Origin of the sequence: Fibrella rubiginis (genome assembly GCF_017353185.1) — a bacterium.
GTDB classification, from domain to species: Bacteria; Bacteroidota; Bacteroidia; order Cytophagales; family Spirosomataceae; genus Fibrella; species Fibrella rubiginis.
This window is the reverse complement of the sequence record NZ_JAFMYV010000009.1, coordinates 192,373-212,961: the sequence shown is the minus strand read 5'-3', so window position 1 is coordinate 212,961 and position 20,589 is coordinate 192,373. Positions and strand designations below refer to the sequence as shown.

The window sequence follows — 20,589 nt, the reverse complement described above, 5'->3', positions numbered from 1 at the left end:
TAAAGCCGATGGTCTCAATGTACTATACTGTACTTTATCAAATCGTATGTCTCTCTAACGCCTCCTTGTGAAGTGGGTATATACTCAGCTCGAATCAAGCCCACTTCTGGAGTTATATAAAGCGTCCGCCAAACTACATAAGTCATTGCTCCTGACCTGTTATATTGAGGTGCCTTAGCATATACTTTGGTTACGTTTGGATAAGATACTCCATTCACTGTGTAGCTTGTTAAGCGTTCAAAGTCGGCATAAGGCCCACGTTCAAAACCCTGATTATTGGCAGTGTATAGGCTAAAATAAAACAAAGGATTATTGATACCATTGTCTACAAAGTTGACTTGATCTATGCTACCACGAGCATCGATAGTAACTATACTTCGTTGGCATAGAACTCCTTTTCCAACCAGTTGGTAGCGAACAGCTTCTAAGTCATAGCACACATTTATATCAATAGGTCGTTCTGTCTGCCTTGAATAGTTAGTCAGATAAACAGAATCTCTTGCCCGGTCTGACTTGCGCTCAAAAACCCACCAACTTCCGTTTTTTTGAGAACCAAAGTAGGTAAGCGATTCTGGCCCTAGCCGCTTATGTTCTGGGCTACGACAAGGCTTACAGCTAGTTAAGCCAATCAACCCTGTTAGCAGAAAGTACATGATAACAAGCCTTCTAGGATGCATCTCTTGACGAATCTACCTGCTTTATAATCTGAGTTATGATAAACAAACGGAAAAGCTCCAGCAACAGCATCAACCTCAATCACTAATTCGTCAAGTGCCAAAGCCCATATACCTGGCTAAGCACTTACTGGAAGATTTTCATGAGGAAAAGCTTCCCTGACTGCTTCACTGGTAGCTGTGACGCTGTGTTACTACCTGGGGCTGTGTGCCTGCACGCGGGTCCGACTCAAACCCCATAGCTTTCAGGCATTTTGGAAAAACCTATCATTAGTACACCGTGAACGTAGCAAACTCCACGTACATTACACAGTCCCTCCCGGAAACCCCTGAAAACAGATTGGTCTTGTAAAGCGGTAAATGGCCGTGGTGCCTACCGACGTGCTGCGGCTGTCGGTGGTGGCGGGGAACGGGCCGCCGTGCACCATCGCGTGGTTGACTTCTACGCCCGTGGGGAAACCGTTGAATACCAGCCGCCCCACCTTCGTGGTCAGGATGTCGACGAGGTCGGCATACTCGGCAAGGTCAGCTTCGGTGCCGTGGATCGTGGCCGTGAGGTGCCCGGTCAGTTGTCGGGCAAACGAGAGCAGTTCCTCCTTCGATTGCGCCAGCACGCCCACCGTCGACGGGCCAAATACTTCTTCCGATAATTCGGGGTGTTGCAGCGCATTTTCCACCGACGTCAGCAGCAAATGCGGCTGCGCGCCGTTTCCCGTCCAGGGAGTTGGCTGCTGCGTTCCGGCAACAGACCGCTGATGCATAATACCATGACTATAAGCCTGTTGAATACCAGCCGTCAGCATAGTGCCGGTGGGCATGGCACTCAATTGCCGGGCTAGTTCGGTGGTAAAATTGGTTGCCGTATCACTTGTGACAAACAGGCCGGGATTGGTGCAAAACTGACCTACCCCCTGCGTGACCGATGCCGCAAAGGAAGCGGCCAGTTGGTCGGATTGGCCAACCAGGGCACCAGGCAGGAAAAAGACAGGGTTGGTGCTGCCCATTTCGGCATAAACCGGAATCGGCTCCGGTCGCCGAACGGCCAGGTCATACAGTGCCTTGCCCCCCCGAAATGAACCGGTGAAGCCCACCGCTTTGATGGCCGGGTGCTGCACCAGCCGCTCCCCCACCCGATTCGACGCGCCGTGGACAAGCGAAAATACACCCCCAGGCATGCCCGTTTGCTGCGCCGCATTCAGGATAGCGCGGCCCACCATCTCGCAGGTGGCGGGGTGCGCGGGGTGCGCTTTGAACACCACCGGACAACCAGCCGCCAGGGCCGACACCGTGTCGCCCCCCGCTACCGAAAACGCCAGCGGGAAGTTACTCGCGCCAAATACCGCCACCGGTCCCAGCGCAATCTGCCGCTGATGGAGCATGGCCGGTTCGCCGTTGGGCATCTTCTGAAGCTGCAACGGGCTGCTGATGGGCCGAACCCAGGTTTCGTCGCGAATGAAGGTGGCAAACAGCCGCAACTGCGCCACGGTGCGCCCCCGTTCCCCTTCAATCCGCGCCGTTGGCAAGGCCGATTCCTGCGAGGCCATGTCGATAAGGTCGATGCCCAGGGCCAGGATTTCGGTGGCGATGGCCTCCAGAAACGCCGCCCGTTGCACGTCCAACGTTTTGCGGTAGGTCCAGAAAGCGTTATCGGCCAGGGCTACGGCGCGATCAATTTCGGCGTCGGTGGCCTCATAGAATGTTGTTGCCGTGGGTTGCCCGTTGTGCGGTGTGTAGCCGTGAAAGGTGGTCGTACCCTCGGCCACAATGTCCGCACCAATCAATTGTTTTCCAGTTAGTTGCATATGTTTCTCATTCTACCCAGTTGTGGAGGGTACCAATGCCGTCAATCGTGATCGTAATCTGGTCGCCAGACTGGAGCGTGAACGTATTGGGTGGTACAATGCCCGTACCCGTCATCAAAAATACACCATTTGGAAAGCTGCATTCGCGGAAAAGAAACGAGACCAGCTCGGTATGGCTGCGTTTCATCTGACTGATGGAAATCTGCCCCGAAAACTGCATCTCGCCCCCCCGTTCAATGGTCAGGCTGATTTGCGTATCGGGCGAAATTGGTTGACCGGGTACATAGAGGCAGGGGCCAAGCGCGGCGCAACGGTCGTAGCTTTTGGCCTGGGGCAAATACAACGGGTTCTCCCCTTCAATGCTCCGCGAACTCATGTCGTTGCCCGCCGTGTAGCCCACAATCTTACCCGAACTCGTCACAAATAGGGTTAGCTCCGGCTCCGGCACGTCCCAGGTCGAGTCGCGGCGAATACGGACGGCATCATGGGTGCCTACCGTGCGCCCGGCGGTGGCTTTGAAGAACAGTTCGGGTCGTTCGGCATCATATACTTTGTCGTAGAAGGTGTCGCCGCCCGACTCTTTCGACTCGTCCATGCGGGCATCACGGCTACGCAGGTACGTTACCCCCGACGCCCAGATTTCCTGGCTCTGGATAGGCGCCAAGATGTGTTGCGACGACAGCCAGTCCAATGAGTTAACTTCGGACTGTTGACGGTCAAAATCGGCCAACATACTATCGAAAAGGTCGTCGCGGTTAACGTAGGTATCCCAGTTCGACTGTGCCAGCAGTTTGACCTGGCCGTCTTTTTCCAGCACAATGCCAGCCGTAGTGCGGTAGAGTTTCATGGCAGTGAAAGCACGCTGTACCCAGAAACTATTCGGTCGCGCTTCGTCGTTGACTAACTTTGCAATCACATTAATTCTATCGGCGGACTTTGAACCCGCTCAGATACCATGAGTAAACACGGACGAATCCTGGTCGCCATGAGCGGCGGGATCGACTCTTCGCTGGCGGCGGTGCTGCTCCACGAAGAAGGCTATGAGGTCATTGGCATGACCATGAAAACCTGGGACTACGCCTCGTCGGGCGGGACCAAAAAAGAGACCGGCTGCTGTAGTCTGGATTCTATCAACGATGCCCGCAACATTGCTGTCAGCCTGGGTTTCCCCCACTACATCCTCGACATCCGCAACGAGTTTGGCGATGCTGTCATCGACCACTTCACGGGCGAATACCTCGACGGACGCACGCCCAACCCCTGCGTCATGTGCAACACCCACATCAAATGGGACGCGCTGCTGCGCCGGGCGGACCGCCTTGACTGTGAACACATTGCCACGGGTCACTACGCCCACATTCGGCAAGACACCACCGAAGGGCCATCGAACGGGCGGTACGTGATTTCGAAAGGCGTCGATACCCTGAAAGACCAGTCCTACGTACTCTGGGGTGTGTCGCAGGAGAGTCTGGCGCGAACGATTTTACCCCTGGGGAATTTGCGCAAAACCGAAATCAGGGAGATGGCTACCGAGCGTGGATTCATGGAACTGGTCTCTAAATCAGAGTCATACGAAATCTGCTTCGTACCCGATAATGACTACCGGGGCTTTCTGAAACGCCGCGTACCTACGCTGGAAGCCGAGGTGGCAGGTGGTAATTTCGTGATGGAAAGCACCGGTAAAGTGGTGGGTAAACATGAGGGCTATCCGTTCTATACCATCGGACAACGGAAGGGCCTTGGCATTGCGCTGGGCCACCCCGTGTTTGTGACGGAAATCCGGAAAGAGACCAACGAAGTGATCCTGGGCCTCGACAAAGACCTCTACCGCAACGGCATGCTGGTGAGCAAACTGAACCTGCAAAAGTACCCCACCATCGACGCCCCCCTGCAGACGGTAACGAAGGTGCGCTACAAAGACGCCGGTACACCCGCCACCATCATGCAAACCGCCCCCGACAAAATCGAGGTCCATTTCGACGAGGGCGTCTCGGCTATTGCTCCCGGCCAATCGGCCGTCTTCTACGAAGGCAACGACGTCATCGGCGGCGGCTGGATTATGAAGAGTTTTAATCAGGAGTAATCGTACGTACCACGGATTTTAATCCGTAAAGAAGATAATTCTTACGGACTGGGCGTCCCCGACTGAAGTCCGTGGTACGTTTAGTGATAATATCGAAACCATACCGGAAGTTTTTCGGCAATAAATTCTGGCTCAGGCGAAGAGAAACGGTGGGAATAAATTAATTCTACGGTTTTCGCTCTAACATTCACCAGTTGCAACCTGTCGATCAAGTATTTATATTTGGCAAGCAGCGGAAATATGTTATGGTACATTGCTTCAATTATTGATGGTTCAACATCGTGACCACCAGCTAGTTGCCTTACCCTGGCTCGATCTAGGCAGAGCAGTAGATCATCGGTATAAAATAAAATGACAGTTATAGTTCTGAACGGATCGCGCTGTCTAATATCGTGAATTACCGAATAATGATTATCAAAGCCTAGATTTAATTCAAGGCCAAAATTGAGCTTGTTGGTTAGTTTGCTGGTAACGAATTCTTTCGCCTTTTGGCTGGCTATTCTTTGAAAATCTTCTACACCGGCATTTTTATAGCGAAGTGCAATATAATCGTGATTTAAAATGCCAACTTGCGGATTAACAAAGTAATGTCCGTTCCAACTTTTTCCAATTCCCGGTGGCCCCGCTATTATATATGTACTCGCCACGAATTAATAAATAATGACTGACCCGTCGGTCTTTTCAACAACCGTATGACCATCCTGACGGTAAACTACAGGCATATTTACCATAAATAATTGTTCACGCGTTTTCAAGGCACATTGGGCATAATACGCCTCCCGTTCTTCCGGTGTCATGTCCAGAATATCTTTTTCCATCGCACCCCGACGAATGCTGATCTGATCGTGTTCTATGTCTACAACTAGCATCTGATTGCGTTGGCTTTACAGCAAGTTAACTATATCGCTCAAACGCGCAAGTTTGCCATTTCGTTTAACACGCATTTCCCCTCTCCCCCCTTTCTCCTTTCCTCCTCGCTATGCACCTCACCGAATGCCCGCGCGATGCCATGCAGGGCCTGACCCGGTTTATTCCGACAGCCGATAAAATTCGCTACCTCAACGCCCTCCTGACTGTGGGCTTCGACGTGCTTGATTTTGGCTCGTTTGTATCGCCCAAAGCCATGCCGCAGATGCGCGATACCGCCGAAGTACTGGCCGGGTTGAATTGGGCGTCGTCGGCCACGAAACTGCTGGCCATTGTAGCCAATGTACGCGGGGCTGAGCAGGCTGTTTCTTATGAACCCATCCGGTACCTGGGCTTCCCGCTGTCGGTGTCGGAAACGTTTCAGCAGCGCAACACCAATAAGTCTATCGCCGAGGCCATGACCGATATAGCGGCCATGCACAGTATGAGCCAACAGGCTGATAAAGAACTGGTTGTGTATTTATCTATGGGTTTCGGCAATCCGTATGGCGATCCCTATAGCCCGGCCCTGATGCTCGATTTCACGGCCCGCCTCACTGACTTCGGTATCAAACACATTGTCCCCTCCGACACCATCGGCACGGCCACTCCCGATGCCATCGAGGCCCTGTTCAACGAGTTGTCCGACGCCTTCCCGCACCACAAATTCGGGGCGCATTTGCACGCCCTCCCCGGCGAAGCGCCCGCCAAGATACGGGCGGCAGTTGATGCCGGGGTGAGCCGCCTGGAGGGAGCCATCGGTGGCCTCGGCGGGTGTCCGATGGCGGCTGATTCGCTCACGGGGAACCTGCCCACAGAGGTTATCCTCGATACGCTGGGGGCAATGGGCATTGCCACAAACATAAACCCCGAACGTTTTGCTGAGGCGGTTCAGCTTTCGCGGGCATTACTGCTTGTCAGCTAGACGTTGACGCAACCCCTACAACTGTCCGGGCCGATGTAGCTATCGTGGCGGCAATTCCTGACAAGGCACACCTATCATTCGTCAACCAAAGGCATGACCGGCGTCATGTCCTGCCTTTGTTGAGTGGGTAATCTTTGTAAAGCCGGTCGGAGAGACAGCTGGTTTTGAATCACCGCTGGCTGTAGTCTGCTACCATGCTAATTTTTTGTAATAGTCTATTATTCTGCGTTTTGCTTTGCGCTCTAAGCCCTTTGACCAGACGTAGCCAATCACCAGCCAACGCACCCTGACCCAACCCGCAACCATGACCAAGATCCTTATCACCACCGGCCTTTCCGCCTACTCGAAAGTGCCAGTTAGCTAGCCCTGCAAAGCGACTGCTGACGTTCGTGCCTATTCACCACGTGATGCACCCGCCGTCTGGCACGAAGCCACGTAGCTGATACACGAAAAAAGCAGACCGAGGAAGGCGTTAAAATCGCTTGACAATTTTGTCAGCTGTTATTCATGCCACAAAGCCATTTATAGTCATTCTGTTCGCGGCGCAAAATCAGGGTTTTCTACCAGGTGCTCAACCTGGGCAACGCGGCTACTTTTTCGTTTCTGACCACCGTCCCTATGCTGGTCTATGCCAAAAATAACCCGAACTACCATACCACGCCCGTTGCCGAGGTAGCCAGCGTGCTGGGCACGTCGCCCGCCGGACTTGATGCCGACACGGCCCGGCAGCGGCTTGGCAAGTATGGCCCGAATCAGATTACCGATGCCAAAACCAGGACCGTCTGGCTGATTCTGTTCCATCAGTTTACCGACGTGATGATACTGGTGTTGCTGGCGGCGGCCGGTATTTCGGGCGTAGTGGGTGAGTGGAAATCGACCTACGTCATTCTGGCGATTGTGGTGCTCAACGCCGTAATCGGCTTTTTTCAGGAATACCAGGCCGAAAAAGCGATGGCTGCCCTGAAAAAGATGGCTACCAGTCAGGCGCAGGTCCTGCGAAACGGACAACCCGCAACACTGGACGCCGCCGACCTCGTGCCCGGCGACGTGACGATGCTGGAAGCCGGTAACGTAATCCCCGCCGACGTCCGGTTTCTGGATACCCACGCCCTGAAAGTTGATGAATCGTCGCTGACGGGGGAGTCGGACAACATCGAAAAAAGCTCCGCTACGCTGCCTGAGGGCAGTTACGCCCTCGGTGACCGGCTGAATATGGGCTACAAAGGTACGTTCGTGACCAACGGACGGGCCACGGCCTACGTGGTGGCGACGAGCATGAACACCGAACTGGGGCAGATTGCCAAACTGATTCAGACCGACGAAACGGCCACACCCCTGCAACAACGGCTGGGTACGTTTGGCAAATACCTGGCGGCGGGCGCGGTGGTGGTCTGCCTGCTGTTTTTTGGTATCGGCTGGCTCCGGGGCGAACCGCTGCTGAACCTGCTGCTGGTGTCTATTTCGCTGGCCGTAGCAGCCATTCCCGAAGCCCTGCCCGCCGTGGTGACGGTTGCGCTGGCCCTCGGAGCGAGTCGGTTAGTAAAAACTCATGCCCTGGTACGGAAATTATCGGCAGTGGAAACGCTGGGGTCTGTCACCTACATCTGCACCGACAAGACGGGTACGCTGACCCTCAACCAGATGACAGTCGAAGCCATAGACGAAGCACCAGCACCGGCCTTTTTCGGGCAGGACAATGGCTTGCTGCTGGCGATGGCCCTCAACAACGACGTGATGCAGCATGCCGACGGCGGCTGGCTCGGTGACTCCACCGAAGTGGCTCTGGCCCGGTACGCCGCCGACAAACACTATGCCCGTATGCCGTTGGAAGGCCGTTTTCCGCGCATCGCCGAACTGCCCTTTGATTCAGACCGCAAATGTATGACCACCCTGCACCGGACCGATTCGGGCGTGCTGGCGCTGACAAAAGGGGCTGTGGGAGTGTTGGTCAAACAACTCGACACGGTGCAGGCGGGTAACCTCGCTTCGGCGGGGCAGGCTGTACCTGACCTGTTGAAACGGGTAGATGCGATGGCCGAAAAAGGCTACCGCACTCTGGGCTACGCCGCCCGGCTACTGCCCGAACTCCCCGCCGAGGTGACGCCAAAAACCATCGAAACCGGCCTGACTTTTCTGGGGTTTGCCGGACTGATTGACCCACCCCGCGAAGAAGCCAAAAAAGCCGTGGCCGAATGCCGACGGGCGGGCATCAATACGGTGATGATTACCGGCGACCATAAACTGACCGCCAAAGCCATCGCCGAAACCCTCGGCATCATCACCGCCCCCACCGACCGGGTGCTGACCGGACCAGAGCTAACCAAACTGGACGACCCGGCCTTCGAGGCTATCGTGGAGCAGGTACGTGTGTACGCCCGCGTCGATCCGGCGCAGAAACTGCGGATTATCAGCGCATTACAGGCCCAGCATCACTACGTAGCCATGACCGGCGACGGCGTCAACGATGCGCCCGCGCTCAAAAACGCCGACATCGGCATTGCGATGGGTATTAACGGCACGGAGGTCTCGAAGGAGGCCGCGCACATGATTCTGCTCGACGATAACTTCGCCACTATCGTGACGGCGGTGAAACACGGGCGGCGCATTTTCGACAATATCCTGAAGTTCATCCGCTACATCATGTCGGGCAATGCGGGCGAAATTGTGGCGATTTCGCTGGCCCCGCTGCTGGGCTTTCCCATCCCGCTGCCGGCCATTCATATTCTGTGGGTCAACCTCATTACCGACGGGCTGCCCGGCCTGGCGATGGCCTACGAACCCGCCGAGAAAACCACCATGAAACGCCCGCCGGTGGATCCCCAACAAACCCTGTTTGCTGACGGCACGGGCTGGTTTATCCTGTGGGTAGGCCTGCTGATCGGGGCCGTCACCATCGGTATTCAGGTGTGGGCTATTGGGGAGGGCCTGCCGCACTGGCAGACGATGACGTTTACCGTACTCTGCTTCAGTCAGTTAGGCAACGCCGCCGCCATTCGCTCGCACGAGGCGTCCTTTTTCAGCGTCAGCCTGCTGGCCAACAAACCCATGCTGGGGGCATTGCTGCTGGCGGTGGCGTTGCAGGGACTCATCATCTACGTGCCCTTTTTCAACCGCCTCTTCAACACGCAGCCGCTGTCGTGGACCGAACTGGGCGTCACTGTCGGCGTGTCGAGCATCGTGTTCTGGGCGGTGGAAGTACAGAAATTAATCAGTCGCCAACGGACCAAAACCAGCCAATGATGCAAACCGCTACCCCGCCCCTATCCGGTCTATCGCCCGACGCCGTAACCCAGTCGCGGGCAACGCACGGCCCGAATGTGCTCACCGCCACCGCCGGGTCGGGCGTTTGGGGTACGTTGAAAGAGGTCGTGACCGAGCCCATGTTTCTGCTGTTGCTGGTGGCCTGTGCCCTGTATATCGGACTGGGGCAAACCGCCGAAGCCATCACGCTGGGTGTGGCGTTGCTACTGGTATCGGGCATTTCGGTTTATCAGTCTATCCGCAGCAACCGCGCCCTCGACGCCCTGCGGGAACAGACGCAGCCCATGACGCAGGTACGTCGCGCCGGTACGTTGACCGCCATCCCCGTTGAGGCTGTGGTGGTGGGCGATGTGGTGCTGGTCAGCGAAGGCGAACGCCTGCCCGCCGACGGCACCCTGACCGACACCACCGATTTCTCCGTCGACGAGGCCATCCTGACGGGTGAATCTGTAGCGGTGACGAAGCAGCCGGGCGATGCGGTTTTTGCGGGAACCAGCACCGCATCGGGCAGCGCGTGGCTGACGGTGACGGCGGTGGGCGGGCAAACCGAACTGGGCAACATTGGGCGGAGCATCGGCAGCATCAGCACAGAAAAAACGCCCCTGCAAGTGCAGATAAGCCGATTCGTGGTGCGCATGGCCTGGATTGGCGTGGGGGCGTTTGCACTGGTGTTCGGCATCAACTACGCCCGTTCCGGCGACTGAATCACGGCGCTGCTCTTCGGCCTCACGCTGGCGATGTCTATTTTGCCCGAAGAAATTCCGGTGGCGTTCAGCAGCTTTATGGCCCTGGGCGCCGCCCGCCTGGGCCGGATGGGTGTATTGACCAAACAGCCCCAAACGGTGGAAAGCCTTGGCTCGGCCACGGTCATCTGCACCGACAAAACCGGCACCATCACCCAGGAAGGCATGAGCGTCCGGGCACTCTACGACGGTGCCGCCCACGTCCGCACCACCCTGCCGGAAACCTTGTCCGACGCGGCCACGACGGTGCTCACCTACGCCCGCTGGGCCAGCGAAACCGAGCCCTTCGACGCGATGGAAAAAGCCATCGTCGCCGCGTTCACTGCCGCCTGCCCAGCCCTGCCGATTGACATGTACCCGATGGTGCACGAATACCCGCTGGCCGGTACGCCGCCGATGATGACCCACGTGCGGCGGTCACCATCGGGCGAGCAGCTAATTGCGGCAAAAGGGGCCGTGGAGCACGTACTGGCCGTTTGCCACCTCGACGCGGGTGCCGCCGACCGTATTCGTGCCGAAACAAGACAGCTATCCGAAGCTGGTTTGCGCGTGCTGGGCGTCGCGCGGGGTACGTATGCAACATCCGATTTTCCGGCCAACCAGGATGCCTTTACATGGTCATTTCTGGGGCTGATTGCCCTCGACAACCCACCGAAAGCCAACGCCGCCGCCGTGGTCCGGGCGTTTACCGACGCGGGCATCCGGGTCAAACTAATCACCGGCGATTACCCCGAAACGGCGCAGGCCATTGCCCGGCAGGTGGGCCTACCCGGTGCCGACACGCTGCTCACGGGCCAGCAGGTGATGGCCATGGATGTACCCACGCTGCAAGCACAGGTGGCTCAGACGGCGGTGTTTGCCCGGATGTTTCCCGACGCCAAACTGCGGGTGGTGGCGGCCCTGAAACAGACCGGCGAAATCGTGGCCATGACCGGCGACGGCGTCAACGACGGACCGGCCCTGAAAGCCGCCCACATTGGCGTGGCCATGGGCAGGCGCGGCACCGAAGTCGCTAAACAGGCAGCCTCGCTGGTGCTGGTCAATGATGATCTGGGCAGCATGGTCGAGGCCATCGCGCAGGGGCGACGCATTTACCAGAATCTGAAAAAAGCCGTGGCCTATGTGGTGTCCATCCACATCCCGATTATCCTGACGGTAGCCGTGCCGTTGCTGGCAGGCTGGAAATGGGCCAATCTGCTCACGCCGGTACACGTTATTTTCCTGGAACTGGTGATGGGTCCAACCTGCTCCATCGCTTTCGAGACCGAACCCGCCGAACCCGGCCCGGCCGGGTTCGACCAAATGCAACAGCCACCCCGAAAAGCCACCGACCTACTGCGGCCCGACACCTTCCTGGCCGGGCCAGAACTGACCCGAAGCATTCTGCAGGGCCTGGGCATTTCAGGGGCCGTGCTGAGTGTGTATTACGTGTTCATGCAGCAGGGCAAATCCATGGCGCAGGTACGCACCCTGGTGTTCACCACGCTCGTACTCAGCAACATCACCCTGACGCTGGTAAGTCGATCCTTCACACAGTCGGTTTTCCAGACCCTTCGCCTGCCCAACCCAACCCTCTGGCTGATGCTGGCCCTGACGTTTGGCCTCCTGCTAACCACGCTGTTCGTAGCCCCCGCCCAACGCCTGTTCGAGTTCACCCCCCTGTCGGCATCCTTCCTGGGCTGGTGCACACTCGCCGCGCTGGTTGGTGTAGGCTGGATAGAGGGGTATAAACGACGTTAAAGCCTTCAAAACAGGTGGCCAGCAATACTTATGAAAAAATAGAAATAGTGAGGGGGCATTTGCCGCCAAACACCAACAGAACAAGCCCTCCCAGCAACACCAGGCCAATGGCAATCCGGGGGCTGGTTGTCGGGTGCTACCAAAACGACGAAGATATGCCGGAAATACGCGCCTGCACCTGGTCTGCCTGACTACCTCATTTTGCCGCCGTAATGGCAATAATCTTATCGTCCCCAAAATTATTGGTAGCCACATAGACGGTACCGTCGGGGGCGATGCACAGGTCGCGGAGGCGCCCGTACTGGTTAGTCAGGAACTCGTTGACGCCCACCACTTTCCTACCCGTTGGGTCAAGCTTTAATTGTAACAACCGACTGGCTTTCAGGCTTGTAGCAATCAGCGAGTTGCGCCATCGAGGTAACTGTGATTTGTTGTAATAGTCCAGCGAACACAGGCCGATGGTGGGTGTCCAGGACCGTAGCGGCTCGATAATGGTGTGCGTTTGGCAGAAGGCTGTCTCGCCCTTCTGGTTATCGTCGCAGTAGCCCGCCACGTTGGGCCAGCCGTAGTTGCCGCCTTTGGTAATCAGGTTCACCTCGTCGTCGGTGTTGGGGCCGTGTTCGGAGCCGTAGAGTTTATCGCCCACCAGCACCAGGCCCTGAATGTTGCGGTGGCCGAGGCTCCAGACGGGGCTATTGGGAAACGGGTTGTCGGTGGGCAGACTGCCGTCCAGATTCAGCCGGAGCACTTTCCCGTTGAGCGAATCGAGTTGCTGCGCCACGTTCTGCCGCGCACCGTCGCCGGTAGTAATCAGCAATTTCAGGTCGGGCGTAATGAGCAGGCGGCTGCCGTTGTGGTCTTCGTTACCGGTGATATTGTTGATCAGCGTTTTGGGATTTGTCAGCGTGCCGTTTCGGTAGTCATAGCGCACTACTTTTTCCTTGAATTTCCCCGCCGCGTCGTAATTGTAGACCAGAAAAACGTAGGGCTGCTGCGCAAACTGCGGGTGCAGCACCATGCCCAGCAACCCGCCGTAGTTGCCTTCTTTCACGTCGGGCACCTGAAATACGGTCGTCTGCTCGCCCGTCTTCGGATTTAACCGCGACACCTTACCGGCCTTCTCGGTCATCCAGATCATGTTGTCAGGCCCCCAGAGGATTTCCCAGGGCATGGTCAGCCCCGTTTTCACCACCCGTACCTGTAATGAATCGGCAGCGGTGGCGGTGGGTGTGTCGGGTTTGCGATTGCTGCTCAGCAGCAGGAACAGGCTGAGTAAAGAGGTGAGAAGAGTAAGTGAGTTTTTCATAATACATTGACAGTCATAATATTAACAGTCAACAAGCTTTCATTCTCCCAGTATTTTTTGTCATCGCGACATTTTTTGTCATCCCGGCGTTTTCTGTCATCCCGACGCAGGAGGGATCTACTTTCCTAACATACAATTCGATTGAAGGAAAGTAGATCCCTCCTGCGTCGGGATGACAGAAAACGCCGGGATGACAAAAAATGCCACGATGACAATAACCCCACCCCTACTCCGACTTTCCGTCATCATTACTGATGCGCTTTTTGGCGCGTGGGGCCTTGGATTCCATCTTACCGAAACGCCAGTTGACGCTCAGCCGGATGTTGCGATAAGCGTTGTAGTTGTAGCCGTCGGTGATGAACTGCACCGTTCTGAACTGGTTGTAGATTGTGTTGTAGCGCGACAGGAAATTCTCCAGGTTTAGGGTCAGTACCACCTGTTTCGGCTTGAATTCCTTCCGAAACGCCAGCACGTAGTTATAAAATCCCGACGATTGTCCCTGCAGCTGAATACGCGGCGAGTTGTACGAACCGTTGGCCTGAATGCTGTAATCCTGCGCCAGTGGCACCGAGGCGTTGAGCGTGACGCGGTAGTTCCAGTTTGTGTTGCGGATGTTGAGGGCCACGCTGTTCAGCACGTTGTAATTCAGGCCAAACGATCCGTTCAGTTGCCAGTTTTTGTAGGGACGACCGGCGGCGAAGAGATTCATGCCGTAGGTGGCATTTTTGGCGATGTTCTGAAACGTGCTGTACGACACGTTGGTGGTATCCACGGTGGTGATGCGCTCAATGGCGTTATTGGTCAATCGTGTAAACAACAACGCATTGATATTCAGTCCCTTCTTAGTAAACGTGCTGTACGTCAATTCCACCGAATGCGCCAGTTCGGGGTTGAGGTACGGGTTGCCAAACGACAGGTTTCTGGGGTCGATGGAGTTGATGTAGGGGTTGAGGAAAAAGATCTGTGGCCGCTGAATCCGCTGGCTGTAGTTGAGCCGGATGCGCTGACTGGTGCCAAACCGTTTCGAGAAGGTGATGTTGGGCAAAAAATTGCGGTAGTTGCTCGCAAACGCCGTTTTTGTCGACATAAAATTGGCGTCGATATGCGTGATTTCGTAGCGGCCACCCAGCGTATAGCTCCACCGTTTGGGCGTCACCAGCCGAAACGATGAGTAGACCGACCCTACCCACTGCCGGTAGTCGAACTGGTTGGCGCGGCTGGGTACATCTTGGAAGGCGGTGCTGTCGGTGGCGTTCTCAAGCCGGTAATCACTTGCCACGGTCCGGCTGATGCTTTTGGCGCCTACCTCCAGCGTTTTTTTGCCCTTCCTGAATGGGTGGGCGTAATCGGCCTGCAGCGTCACCTCGGTGGTGGTGTTGAGGTTGGTGTTGCGTTCGCGGTAATTAATGAATTCGGTCTGCGGCAGCGGGTACTGATTCAGCGAATAGCGGCTATCATTTTTATTGCGGTTGGCCTGGGCCAGAAACGTAAACTGCTGGTCGGTCCGCCTGAACAGCCGGGTATAGTTCACGTTGCCGTCGAGACTGTTGTTGGTTGACGGACTGTCGGTGTACCGCCGAAACGGTTGCCGGGTGTCGTCGCTGCCGTAGCGCGTATCGCGGATGGAAGAGCCGTTGCGGAAGCCGCTGTTGAAGCTCCCATCGAGACCAAACTGATTCGTGGAATCAAGCTCGTAGTCGAGGTTAAACGACCCAAACGCAGCCCCGCCAAGGCTACGGTTGGTGCTGCTTTGTTCCAGCACACTGCTGCCCTGCGTGGGTAGCAGTGTGCGCCGGAGCGAGTACGAACCACCGTCATTCTGGTTCAGGTTAGCCCCGCCATAGGCCGTGAGGGCCGTTTTGTCTTTCCGCATATTGACGTTGGCACCCAGGTTATGGTTCCGGTTGCCGGTGGTGGCGTTGATACCCCCCACCAGGCCCTGCAGGCTACTTTTGGTGATGATGTTGATTACCCCCGCCGTGCCCTCGGCGTCATATTTCGCCGATGGTGCCGTGATCACCTCCACGGATTTGATGGCATCGGCCGGGATCATCTGCAGCGCCTCGCCAATACTGCGGGCCATGATGCTCGACGGTTTTCCATTCACCAGCACCTTAATGCTTGTGCTGCCTTTGAGCGTCAGCGTTCCGTCGGGGTCAACGGTGAGGAGGGGCACTTTTTTCATCACGTCGACCGCCGTGCCGCCGCTGTTGGTGGGGTCGTTGCCCGCGTTATACACCAGCCGGTCTTCGCGGTCTTCGATCAGATCGCGCTTGGCCGTCACTTTCACCTCGCTCAGCGTCTGGTGCGAACTTCGAAGCAGCAGTTTCGGCAGGGTCACGTCGGGTTTTACGGGCGTAACCATAAACACGCTGGCCATCTGGTTCTCGTACCCTACGAAGCTAATCAGCAGTCGATACGTGCCCGGTGGCACGTGGGCAAACGAGAAATGCCCCGCCGCATCGGTGGTGGTACCGGTGATGGGTCGGTTTGTTGTGGGGCCGAGCAAGGCCACCGTGGCAAACTCCACCGGCCCCTGCCCCGCCGAATCGAGCACCATACCGGTGATGTTGCCCGTTGCCAGTACCGCGGGTTGATTGTCGGCAGGGGTAACATTCAGCGAATCAGCTTGTTTGGTTGTGGAATCGGGTAGTGCGGGAGTCTCCTTTTTCTTCACCAAACTATCTGGCACCACCGTGCCTTCAGGCGGAACGGTGGGCGTCTGTGCCCAGGCGGAAAGGCTGACAAGGGTCAGCCAGAGAAGTAATAGGGTATTTTTCATAGAACGTTGAGATTGTTGGGGCGGGCCGGACCCGAATCGGTCGTGCCCGCCCCTACCGCACTACCGGAAATGCTGAGATACGCAGGCGGGTGGTACCCATCGGCACCAGCGTGATTGTTTCGAGGGGTTCGGTAGTGGCAACGGGGCTTTGGGGCAATACGGCGCAGAGACCGTACTGGTCTACGCCCCAACCGGGAATTTTGCGGGCTTTGGCTGTTAGGGTGATCGGAGCAGCGTCGGGCGTGAAAGGGAAGGTGTTTGCGACCCCTTTTTTCTTCACCACCGTAAACGACTCTTCGGGCTTGCTGCCGTTCAGCACCAGCCCATAATTCCAGGCCGATTTAGGGTAAATCTCATACGACGGCCACTGCGTCGGGTCGGCGTTGGGTTGCCATTTCGAGTCGCCGATGGCCGTTTTCTTGCTATCCTCTTTGCGGAACTCCTGTTCTATTTTGGTCGAAAACGTCAGCGGACCGTAGTTCACGCTCACGCTGTTTTTGTTCTTGTCCCACGTCCGCACGGCCAGGTGCATGGGCAGGTCGAGCGTGATCTTGTCGCCCTGTTTCCAGGTTTCCGTTACCACAATGTACTGTCCGGGTTTGGCATCGGCTTTCACTACCTGCCCGTTGATGCGCACCGTGGGATTCCGGCACCAGGCCGGCACCCGCAGATACAGCGGAAAGGCCACGGGTTTAGCCGTCTGCACCGTCATCCGTACCTGTTCCTCGAAGGGGTAATTCGTTTCCTGTTTCAGCGTAACCATCTGCGGAACGCCGCCCGGCCCATCACCCACCTTCGCCGTCACCGACGAGGCGTTGTACAGCACCGCCGCGAGGCCATTGTCGGGGGTAGCCATCCAGAGATTTTCGGCGTAATAGACCCAGCCGTTGGAGTGGTTATGCTGGCAGCAGCGGCTGCTGAAGGGATTCATCATCAAAAACGGTCCTTCATTCTGCAGACCGGGGCTGTGGTTTTTGCTGTCGCTCACCACCATGTTGGGCGCGGTGAGGTAGCGCAGCGACCGGTAGTCGGGCATGAAGGCGGCGGGCAGGGTGTTGAAGGCTACGTCTTCGCAGTTTTCGGCCCAGAACGGGTCGCCGGTAAAGCGCATGAGCAGTTCGTCGGAAGCCATTTGTTCCACCATGCCGCAGGTTTCCACCGCCTGCCGGGGGTCGTCGTAGCCGGGTCGGCTGTTTTCGTCGCCACCCCACATGCCGCCGGGCACCTGCCCGAATCGTTCGCGCACCATGTTGTAGTCGCGGTAAGTGGCTTTCAGGTCGCTTGCCTCGTTGCTTTGGAGATAATAGGTGGCTGGCTCGCGGAAGCACTGCGCGATGTTCACATTGTGCAGGTTGGGTAGTTTGTTCGCCTGTCGCCAGTTGGCGGTGTTGTTATGAATCTTGGTGCCCAGGTCCAGTAGCTTCGGGTTTTTGGTGCGGTTGTAGAGCCAATAGACGCTGAAGAGATTATCGCCGCCCCGGCTGTTTTCCCAGTAATCTTCCAGAAACTGATCGTCGGGAATGGTGCTTTGCCAGGCAAAATACCGCGTCATCAGGGTGAGAATGCGCGGGTCGGGCTTGTGTTCGTAGCTCGATTGCAGGCACCAGAGCATGAGCATCTGCGCCCAGAGGTCGCGCTTGCCGTTTTTCATCACGATGGGACCAAAATCGCCATTGTCGCGCTGACTGTTGATGGTGCCGTCGAGCCAGATTTTGGTTTCGGCCAGCATGTCGGGACGGTTTAGTACGTAGGCCATGTCGCCGTAGCCTTTCAGCCAGTAGGGCAGCTCTTCCCAGCCATATTCGCCCTTGCCGGTTTTGCTCAGCCAGGCGTTGTCTTTCTTGGTGAGCCAGATGCTGATCTGACCCAGGTGCCCCGCTAGTCCGTTGGCCTGCCGGTCCAGATTTTCCCGCAGCCACCCCGCCGGCTTAATAGCCCCGATAGGCAGCTTCACCAGAAACTCGGGCTGCAGCGGTGCCTGATTACTAACATAATACGCATTCCGCGATGTCGTTACCGGGCGGTCAACCACGGTTACGGTGCGGGTGGGGGCGGGTTTGTTGGGCGCAACAAACGCCGCTGCGGAGAGGGCAAGGCTGGAGATGAGGTATTTCATGGGGGAGAGGTCGATAATTGGTGTTGCTTTATGCGGGTTGGCTTCGCGCTCTAGGCCCTTCGACTAGGCGTCCCCGACAGGCTCAGGGTGACAGGAAACTAGAACCATTCTCTTGTGAATCAATTCAAGATCGTTGTCACCCTGAGCCTGTCGGGGACGCCTAGTCGAAGGGCCTAGAGCGCGAAGCCAACCCGCATAAAGCATAATCAGCTTACCTAAACAGCGGTGCATGAATGGCCTTCAGCGTCTCGACGGGAATTTTGATTACTTCGCGATCGTACGTCAGCAGGCCGTTTACCTCGCCTTCCACGTCGGTGGTTTGGGTATAGACCGCTGCCGACAGGGCCTGTTTCTGGTAGTATTCCACAATTTTGGCGTATTTCTTTCGGTAGGCAGCTTCTACCTCGGCGGCAGTCTGGTAGGTCTGATAGCCCCAGTTGCGCATCTCCGGGTTCCACAGATGCCCCTGCACCGGCCAGCCGATGCCGCCAAACTCGCCGATCACCACCGCGCGGTTGTTCTTCGCTTCGGGCGAACGGGGTTCGGGTTCGTAGGTGTGAATGTCGAACAAATCACCCGCGCCGCGGTCGTTCCAGCCACTCACGGCATTGACCACCCGGCTAGGGTCGATGCCCTTCACCCAGGCCGCCATGCGTGGATTTTCGTACTGCCCCCAGCCTTCGTTATGCACCACCCAGGCCACAATACTGGGGTGGCTGTGCAGGTTGTTCATCATCCGCCGAAACTCAAGTTCCACCTGCTCTTTGGCCCGAGACCGGCGGATGGGTTCGGTCTGGTCGCCGGGGGCTTCGTTCTGGCCTTCCAGAAAACCCGACGGCATGTCCTGCCAGATCATCATACCCATTTTATCGCAGAGGTAATAGTAGCGGTCCGGCTCTACTTTGATGTGCTTACGGAGCATGTTGAAGCCTGACTTTTTGAGGAAGTCGATCTCATAGGCCATTGCCTCGTCAGACGGGGGCGTGAGCAAACTGCCCGGCCACCAGCCCTGATCGAGGGGGCCGTTTTGGAACACAAACTTGTTGTTGAGCAGCATCACCGGCTGCCCGGCCACCGGCCCCGCGCCTATCGAACTTTTGCGCATGGCAAAATAGCCCGTCACCACGTCGACCGGGGCACCCTGCACCGTCGTGGCCGCATAGGCAGCCCGCACCACGTCATCCTGCCGGGGCCGACGGCCTCGCTCTGCCGACGCGAAGGGGTCTACCACGTTGACCAGTTCGGTGGTCAGGTCGTACAAAAACGGGCTATCCGGCGACCAGAGCTTGGGGTTTTTGATGGGCAGGTACGCCGTTTTTCCGGCCCGAACCATCGTGCTCGCCACGGTCTGTTTGCCGTCCATCGCCGTGAGCCGTACGGCCATGCTGTTGCTGGTGGGCTGATTGGTGAGCACGTCGATCCGCACACGACCCGAATCCAGTTCGGGCGTGATTTTTACTTCGTCGATGTAGTGCTGCTTTGGCACGGGTTCCATCCAGACGGTCTGCCAGATGCCCGACACCGGCGTGTACCAGATGCTATTGGGGTTCATCAGTTGCTTTCCGCGTGGCTGCTCGCCGGTGGAGGTGGGGTCCGTCACGCCCAAAACGAGTTGATTGGACCCGTTGACGAGGTAATCGGTGATGTCGAAGCTGAAGGCATCGGAGCCGCCCACATGGCTGCCCACGTAGGCCCCGTTGATCCACAAACCGCACTCGTAGTCGACCGCACCGAAATGCAGCAGCACCCGTTGACCCGCCCATTGAGCCGGTATCGTCACGTTCCGCCGATACCACAGCCGTTCGTCCGGCCCAAGGGATTTGTTTGCCTTCGATACCGTCGATTCAACACAGAACGGCACCATGATTTGTTCTGTAGTCCCTCGCGGCATCGTCGAATTTTTGGGGACGATGGCGTAGTCCCACATACCGTTGAGGTTCTGCCACTGCTTCCGCACCATCTGCGGACGGGGGTATTCGCGCCAGGCGTTTTCGGGCGTAATCGCCTTCTCCCAGCGACTCATGATGTTCGCCTTGCGGGGTACATTGACCGTAGTCTGCGCCAGCGCAGATGCCATGCCAAGGCCCAGCAGGCAGATAACGAGGGGTGCTTTCATAAAATAGCTTGAATGAAGTGATTTACGAATTACGATTTACGAATTACGATTTATTGCTGACCGGTCCGCCGGTGCGGCACCTTTTTGCTGTAGAGCAAACCCTCGCGTCAGCAATAAATCGTAATTCGTAAATCG

General features: G+C 56.8%; 14 protein-coding genes. 5 read left to right on the top strand and 9 right to left on the bottom strand.

The genetic code is table 11. The annotated features are described in order from the left end of the window. Nucleotides 1-14 precede the first annotated feature (14 nt). The 3 genes from J2I47_RS17875 to J2I47_RS17865 form a co-directional block, all read right to left on the bottom strand. On the bottom strand, nucleotides 15-653 hold the full coding sequence (locus J2I47_RS17875; protein WP_207365958.1) for a hypothetical protein: 639 nt from the start codon (nucleotides 651-653) through the stop codon (nucleotides 15-17). 326 nt (nucleotides 654-979) lie between these two features. Further along, entirely contained in the window at nucleotides 980-2,476 is a 1,497-nt protein-coding gene (locus tag J2I47_RS17870; protein ID WP_207365957.1) for an aldehyde dehydrogenase (NADP(+)), read from the bottom strand. Nucleotides 2,477-2,483: 7 nt separating this feature from the next. Further along, complete coding sequence (locus tag J2I47_RS17865) at nucleotides 2,484-3,323, bottom strand: fumarylacetoacetate hydrolase family protein (protein ID WP_207365956.1); 840 nt, start codon at nucleotides 3,321-3,323, stop codon at nucleotides 2,484-2,486. A gap of 108 nt (nucleotides 3,324-3,431) precedes the next feature. On the opposite strand from J2I47_RS17865, the gene mnmA reads away from it, so the two are divergent. Beyond that, on the top strand, nucleotides 3,432-4,559 hold the full coding sequence (gene mnmA, locus J2I47_RS17860; protein WP_207365955.1) for a tRNA 2-thiouridine(34) synthase MnmA: 1,128 nt from the start codon (nucleotides 3,432-3,434) through the stop codon (nucleotides 4,557-4,559). A gap of 80 nt (nucleotides 4,560-4,639) precedes the next feature. Here the strand turns inward: mnmA and J2I47_RS17855 are convergent, their stop codons facing one another. Both J2I47_RS17855 and J2I47_RS17850 read right to left on the bottom strand, forming a co-directional pair. After that, on the bottom strand, nucleotides 4,640-5,206 hold the full coding sequence (locus tag J2I47_RS17855) for a hypothetical protein (protein WP_207365954.1): 567 nt from the start codon (nucleotides 5,204-5,206) through the stop codon (nucleotides 4,640-4,642). 3 nt (nucleotides 5,207-5,209) lie between these two features. Further along, nucleotides 5,210-5,428 (bottom strand): hypothetical protein, encoded by a 219-nt coding sequence (locus J2I47_RS17850; RefSeq protein ID WP_207365953.1) that lies wholly within the window; start codon nucleotides 5,426-5,428, stop codon nucleotides 5,210-5,212. 110 nt (nucleotides 5,429-5,538) lie between these two features. Between J2I47_RS17850 and J2I47_RS17845 the strand changes: the two genes are divergently transcribed. From J2I47_RS17845 to J2I47_RS17835, 4 genes are all read left to right on the top strand, one after another. Next, nucleotides 5,539-6,390 carry a hydroxymethylglutaryl-CoA lyase gene (locus tag J2I47_RS17845; RefSeq protein ID WP_207365952.1) on the top strand — a complete coding sequence of 284 codons (852 nt, stop codon included), beginning with the start codon at nucleotides 5,539-5,541 and terminating at the stop codon, nucleotides 6,388-6,390. A gap of 567 nt (nucleotides 6,391-6,957) precedes the next feature. Then, nucleotides 6,958-9,630, top strand: a complete 2,673-nt coding sequence (locus J2I47_RS17840; RefSeq protein ID WP_310587686.1) for a cation-translocating P-type ATPase — start codon at nucleotides 6,958-6,960, stop codon at nucleotides 9,628-9,630. After that, complete coding sequence (locus J2I47_RS26625) at nucleotides 9,627-10,355, top strand: P-type ATPase actuator domain-containing protein (RefSeq protein WP_229374725.1); 729 nt, start codon at nucleotides 9,627-9,629, stop codon at nucleotides 10,353-10,355. Before J2I47_RS17840 ends, J2I47_RS26625 begins: the two co-directional genes overlap by 4 nt. 33 nt (nucleotides 10,356-10,388) lie before the next feature. After that, nucleotides 10,389-12,134 (top strand): cation-translocating P-type ATPase, encoded by a 1,746-nt coding sequence (locus J2I47_RS17835; protein WP_229374723.1) that lies wholly within the window; start codon nucleotides 10,389-10,391, stop codon nucleotides 12,132-12,134. A 196-nt stretch (nucleotides 12,135-12,330) separates the two neighbouring features. Here the strand turns inward: J2I47_RS17835 and J2I47_RS17830 are convergent, their stop codons facing one another. The 4 genes from J2I47_RS17830 to J2I47_RS17815 all read right to left on the bottom strand — a co-directional run bounded on the left by J2I47_RS17830 (nucleotide 12,331) and on the right by J2I47_RS17815 (nucleotide 20,454). Beyond that, nucleotides 12,331-13,440: a PQQ-dependent sugar dehydrogenase gene (locus J2I47_RS17830; protein ID WP_207365951.1), complete on the bottom strand. Its 1,110-nt coding sequence runs from the start codon at nucleotides 13,438-13,440 to the stop codon at nucleotides 12,331-12,333. Between the two features lie 226 nt (nucleotides 13,441-13,666). After that, nucleotides 13,667-16,222, bottom strand: coding sequence for a TonB-dependent receptor (locus tag J2I47_RS17825; protein ID WP_207365950.1), 2,556 nt, complete (start codon nucleotides 16,220-16,222; stop codon nucleotides 13,667-13,669). 52 nt (nucleotides 16,223-16,274) lie between these two features. After that, nucleotides 16,275-18,338, bottom strand: a complete 2,064-nt coding sequence (locus J2I47_RS17820) for a beta-L-arabinofuranosidase domain-containing protein (protein ID WP_207365949.1) — start codon at nucleotides 18,336-18,338, stop codon at nucleotides 16,275-16,277. A 211-nt stretch (nucleotides 18,339-18,549) separates the two neighbouring features. Continuing rightward, nucleotides 18,550-20,454, bottom strand: coding sequence for a glycoside hydrolase family 2 protein (locus J2I47_RS17815; RefSeq protein ID WP_229374721.1), 1,905 nt, complete (start codon nucleotides 20,452-20,454; stop codon nucleotides 18,550-18,552). Nucleotides 20,455-20,589 lie beyond the last annotated feature (135 nt).

What these genes read in the sequence shown, in the direction of transcription:
- J2I47_RS17815 (WP_229374721.1), bottom strand. Translation starts at nt 20,454, where the DNA reads ATGAAAGCACCCCTCGTTATCTGCCTGCTGGGCCTTGGCATGGCATCT.
- J2I47_RS17850 (WP_207365953.1), bottom strand. Translation starts at nt 5,428, where the DNA reads ATGCTAGTTGTAGACATAGAACACGATCAGATCAGCATTCGTCGGGGT.
- J2I47_RS17870 (WP_207365957.1), bottom strand. Translation starts at nt 2,476, where the DNA reads ATGCAACTAACTGGAAAACAATTGATTGGTGCGGACATTGTGGCCGAG.
- J2I47_RS17820 (WP_207365949.1), bottom strand. Translation starts at nt 18,338, where the DNA reads ATGAAATACCTCATCTCCAGCCTTGCCCTCTCCGCAGCGGCGTTTGTT.
- J2I47_RS17875 (WP_207365958.1), bottom strand. Translation starts at nt 653, where the DNA reads ATGTACTTTCTGCTAACAGGGTTGATTGGCTTAACTAGCTGTAAGCCT.
- J2I47_RS17835 (WP_229374723.1), top strand. Translation starts at nt 10,389, where the DNA reads ATGTCTATTTTGCCCGAAGAAATTCCGGTGGCGTTCAGCAGCTTTATG.
- J2I47_RS17830 (WP_207365951.1), bottom strand. Translation starts at nt 13,440, where the DNA reads ATGAAAAACTCACTTACTCTTCTCACCTCTTTACTCAGCCTGTTCCTG.
- J2I47_RS17865 (WP_207365956.1), bottom strand. Translation starts at nt 3,323, where the DNA reads ATGAAACTCTACCGCACTACGGCTGGCATTGTGCTGGAAAAAGACGGC.
- J2I47_RS26625 (WP_229374725.1), top strand. Translation starts at nt 9,627, where the DNA reads ATGATGCAAACCGCTACCCCGCCCCTATCCGGTCTATCGCCCGACGCC.
- mnmA (WP_207365955.1), top strand. Translation starts at nt 3,432, where the DNA reads ATGAGTAAACACGGACGAATCCTGGTCGCCATGAGCGGCGGGATCGAC.
- J2I47_RS17845 (WP_207365952.1), top strand. Translation starts at nt 5,539, where the DNA reads ATGCACCTCACCGAATGCCCGCGCGATGCCATGCAGGGCCTGACCCGG.
- J2I47_RS17825 (WP_207365950.1), bottom strand. Translation starts at nt 16,222, where the DNA reads ATGAAAAATACCCTATTACTTCTCTGGCTGACCCTTGTCAGCCTTTCC.